At 46.8% G+C, this 4,306-nt stretch carries 6 protein-coding genes; all 6 read left to right on the forward strand.

What is annotated here, in order from left to right; all coding sequences use genetic code 11:
* The coding region (locus AC4E7D_RS12205) for a S41 family peptidase (RefSeq protein ID WP_490174069.1) at positions 1-762 on the forward strand (762 nt) is incomplete at its 5' end.
* A gap of 25 nt (positions 763-787) precedes the next feature.
* Positions 788-1,615 carry a class 1 isoprenoid biosynthesis enzyme gene (locus AC4E7D_RS12210; RefSeq protein WP_490174070.1) on the forward strand — a complete coding sequence of 276 codons (828 nt, stop codon included), beginning with the start codon at positions 788-790 and terminating at the stop codon, positions 1,613-1,615.
* Between the two features lie 3 nt (positions 1,616-1,618).
* A complete protein-coding gene (locus tag AC4E7D_RS12215) occupies positions 1,619-2,440 on the forward strand; it encodes a hypothetical protein (RefSeq protein ID WP_490174071.1) in 822 nt (273 codons plus the stop codon).
* A complete protein-coding gene (locus AC4E7D_RS12220; RefSeq protein WP_490174072.1) occupies positions 2,437-3,036 on the forward strand; it encodes an ABC transporter ATP-binding protein in 600 nt (199 codons plus the stop codon). Before AC4E7D_RS12215 ends, AC4E7D_RS12220 begins: the two co-directional genes overlap by 4 nt.
* Before the next feature lie 52 nt (positions 3,037-3,088).
* The gene (locus AC4E7D_RS12225) at positions 3,089-3,802 is read left to right on the forward strand and encodes a hypothetical protein (protein WP_490174073.1); all 714 of its coding nucleotides are present in this window, start codon (positions 3,089-3,091) and stop codon (positions 3,800-3,802) included.
* The coding region (locus AC4E7D_RS12230; protein ID WP_490174074.1) for a methyltransferase family protein at positions 3,799-4,306 on the forward strand (508 nt) is incomplete at its 3' end. The genes AC4E7D_RS12225 and AC4E7D_RS12230, both read left to right, overlap by 4 nt.

The raw sequence follows: 4,306 nt of genomic DNA on the forward strand, positions 1-4,306 counted from the left end.
GGGAAACAGGTCCGGCTTAGCCTTAAACGCGGACAAACCACCCGTGATGTAGTGGTGACTCCCATAGGAAGCACCTATAATTTGCGGTATCGCGACTGGGAGTACGGGAAAAGGAAAGCAGTTGAAGCAGCTACTGATAACACCGTGGGTTATCTGCACCTGCGCGCTATGGGCGGGAACGATATCAGTCAGTTTTACCGGGAATTCTACCCGGTGTTCAACCGGCAGGGGCTCATCGTTGATGTGCGTTTCAATTTCGGGGGGAACATAGACAGTTTTATCCTGGAGAAACTAATGCGAAAGGCATGGATGTACTGGGCGGGGCGCAGCGGTAAGCCCACCTGGAACATGCAGTATGCTTTTAGGGGGCATATCGTTGTGCTCGTTAACGAAAACACCTACTCCGATGGGGAAGCATTTGCGGACGGATTTAAAAAACTGGGGCTAGGCACCACCATTGGGGTGCGCACCTGGGGAGGAGAGATCTGGCTGAACAGCAGCAACCGCCTGAGCGATGGCGGGATTGCCCGTGCCCCTATGAACGGGGTCTACGGGGCTTCCGGAGAATGGCTGATAGAGGGCCATGGATTTGAACCGGACATTGTGGTAGATAACCTGCCACATGAAACCTTTAATGGTAAAGATGCCCAGCTGGAACGTGCGATACAACATTTAAAAGAACAGATCGCTAAAGATCCGCGGGAAGTACCGGCACCACCTCCTTTCCCGGACAAGTCCTTTAACAATGGGCCAGGCAATTAAGCTTTTTATAATTGCGTCTCCTGTTATGAAACAACAAGAATTGTGGGAAATGCGATCGCGTGTTTATGCGCATATGATCCAAACAAGAGGATGGAAATACCGTTCTTTTCTCAGGTCGCTAAGAATGTTCAAATACCTGAGTTTTTCACCAATCCGAGGCGAATTTCTCGAACTCTATTATGTGCTGATGCGCTACCTTGATGATATCGTGGATGGGGACGCGCCACTTCCGGAAAAATACAGTAGTGAAAGCGAATTCATCCGAGATAAGATCCGCTTCTCCAGGCAGCTTTCATCGCCTCAGGATGAAGCTGATTACCTGATGCTGCGCTGTTTTGAATTGGCAGATAAGTTCAATCAGGATATGGCGGAGGAAACAGAGGACATTCTGAATTCCCTGCTTTTCGATGCTGACAGAAAAGGAAAGTATGCCATCTTTCCAAAAAGTGTCCTGGAAACCCATTTCCATAAAATGGATATCAGGGGTACGATACGCGCTACCCTGAAAGTCTTTAATGATGACCCAGAGAAATACGAAATTCTGGAGCCCCTGGGTACCGCTTGCCGATATCAGTATGACATTGAAGATCTGAAAACAGATCTTGCGGCGGGTTATGTGAACATAACGGAAGAGGAAATGGCTGAGTTAGGGCTACGCCTTGACGACTTAAAAAACATAGCAATGGACAAGCTGCAATTATGGGTACATAAGCATGCCAGGGAGGGAGTGGAATTATTGGACCAGCATAAGAAAAACCTCCCTGCCGGGAACTTTTCCTGGCTCGCCAAAGCAGCTTTCCCGGTTGTTTATGAATGGCCGGCAAGGAAAACATTCAGAACCGTCTTAGGTTAAACTATGGCTGACAGGAAAGACAAGCAAGGGAGCTTCAAAATAGTAAAGTGGTACCTCGATTTTGTAGGAGAAACGGAGGAGGTCATGATATTCTATGCAGCCGAAATCTACTGGAAAGGGTTAAAGGTCCCCTATGCCAGTATCCTTATGAAAATACCCGGGAAGCCTGAGGTGCAAAAGACCTCCCTCAAGAAAGTTACTTTACCTCACATAGATGGGGAGGCACTGCGTTATGCCAATACCAATCTTGGAATACAGGGGCTCTGGAAACAAGAGGGACAACCCCTGAACGCCTGCCTTTTTGAGTCCGAAGAAGGATCGCTAACCTGGAATTGCTGGCAACCCAGATCCGGGGTAATACTAACGATTAATGGGAAACGTTTTGAGGGTATAGGCTACGCAGAAGAACTTATTCTGACCGTTCCTGCCTGGAAAATTCCTATGCGTGAACTTCGCTGGGGGCGCTCCCTGTCTGGGGAAAGCTATACCGTCTGGATAGAAATTAATGGAGATGAAACCCGTAAATGGTTATGGCACAATGGGGAACGCATGACGCATTTTGAGGTTGGTGATTCAGAGGTGGCCATTCATGATAAACCGCTGCTGCTGAAACTGAATCAGGCAGAAATCCTTGAGCACGAACAAAAAATCCACAATGTGGTAAAGTCGCTAGTGCGCTATCTTCCCGGTTTTAACAAAATAATCCCAACAAACTTCCTTATGGCGGAAGGGTATAAATGGTTTAGCCAGGTTACAGAAAACCGTGAGGGTGGCTTCATTACAATAGGTTCAGCAATCCACGAATACGTAAACTTCAATGGATGATTCTTAGCGCCAGAAATCTGTACAAATCCTTTGGTAAGAACCATATTCTTGAAGGGCTCGATCTTGAGGTTGCCCCCGGGAAATTGTACGGTATTGTTGGTGAAAATGGCTCGGGCAAGTCTACCCTTTTGAAGATCCTGGTAGGGCAGTGGCGTCCCAACCGTGGAGAGGTGATCGTCCATGACAAAATCGGGTATTGCCCTCAAAAAGTAACCCTGTTCCCGCACTTAACCGTGGATGAACATTTTTCTTTTTTTGCAGCGGCCTATCGCCTGAAATCAGAGGTGCTGCAGGAAAGTAAACAACATCTGACCGAATATTTCTCCTTTGGAAAATACCTTAACGAGAAGGTGGCGTATTTAAGCGGCGGTACTGCGCAAAAACTAAACCTATGCCTCGCCTTATTGCATAACCCAAAACTGCTAATCCTGGACGAACCCTATAATGGATTTGATTGGGACACCTACCTGAAATTCTGGGAGTATGTGGGAAAACTCAGAAACGAGAATTGCTCCCTGCTCATTGTTAGTCATTTCATCACTGAGAAGCAGCTATTCGATCGCATATTTACCCTGGAAAACGGAAAACTGATTTGAGATGTTGACAGAAAGGATGGCCACATGTTTACGGATGGAACTACTCAGTCTCATGAGAAGAAAGATAGTGCTTATCCTATTTCTTGTGATCCCTGCAGTTTTTCTTTTTATTGTTAAGCTGACATCTTCAGAGCGAGAACTCCCTTTCCGGCTGGCTTCGCTCTCGGATGAACCCCTTATTAGCATAAGCGAACAGGGTGTGAATTTCGTGTTCTTTTCAGTAGCTTCGGTTGGATTTTTAATTTCCTTCCTGGCCCTTAACCTGATTCAACGTAACAAAGATGTTACAAGAAGGTTGATCCTCTGCGGGTATGCCCCCCAGGAGATACTAGTTTCCAAATTGGCAGCCCTACTGTTCTTTATCATTGCCGTTTCCCTCTATGTGGGTACTCTTTCCCACGTGCTTCACAACATGGAGCATTTTGTTTCCTATCTATTTAGCCTGACTCTAATTGGGTTCGTTTACGGCTGCTATGGGCTGCTTGTGGGCACACTGATAAAAGGGGAGCTTGAGGGGATATTGATGATCGTATTGCTGGTTAATATCGATGTGGGCTGGCTGCAAAACCCATTTTTTTACGAGGCGGCTCAAAATCAGTTTATGATTCGATATTTACCGGCCTATTACCCTTCCCAGGCCTCAATAATCAGTGCATTTACCGATCATGCCCTGGGATCCCCCTCAATACATAGTATGCTCTATGGGGGCATTTTCCTTCTGATGAGCCTGATTATTTATTTCCTAACCATGAAAATTTCCAGATGAACCGAGTTACTACCCTACTTTTCAAGACCCTGTATGCCGTACTCTTTCTGGTAATTGTCCCGGCCTTGCTCATCCTCTGGGCACAGGAAACGGAGGCCCAGGTGACCTATGGAATGTACAAATCCCATGCAATAGGCCTGGTTATGGGGATTACGGGGCTATTGCTTATGCTTTGGGCCATGGCATTCCTGGTTTTTAAAGGCAAAGGCCTGCCCATGAATGCCTTCCCTCCGAAATACTTGGTCAAAAGTGGCCCCTATGCCCTGCTGCGTCACCCCATATATTGGGGGTTTGTTTTATGCATGACGGGGTGTTTTATATACATCGGCTCTGCCAGTGGAATATGGCTGGTAATGCCAGTAACTGTGCTGAGCATCATGGCATTGGTCCTTGGATATGAGAACATCGACCTTAAGGAACGATTCCCTGAAGAAAAACTCACCCCTTTATTAGAGTTGCCAGATCCCAATGATGAGCACCCCAAACTGCTAACACGCCTAGCTT

Source organism: Lentiprolixibacter sp. (assembly GCF_982873095.1).

Coding starts and splice junctions, on each gene's coding strand:
- AC4E7D_RS12210 (WP_490174070.1), top strand. CDS start 788: ATGAAACAACAAGAATTGTGGGAAATGCGATCGCGTGTTTATGCGCAT.
- AC4E7D_RS12215 (WP_490174071.1), top strand. CDS start 1,619: ATGGCTGACAGGAAAGACAAGCAAGGGAGCTTCAAAATAGTAAAGTGG.
- AC4E7D_RS12220 (WP_490174072.1), top strand. CDS start 2,437: ATGATTCTTAGCGCCAGAAATCTGTACAAATCCTTTGGTAAGAACCAT.
- AC4E7D_RS12225 (WP_490174073.1), top strand. CDS start 3,089: ATGAGAAGAAAGATAGTGCTTATCCTATTTCTTGTGATCCCTGCAGTT.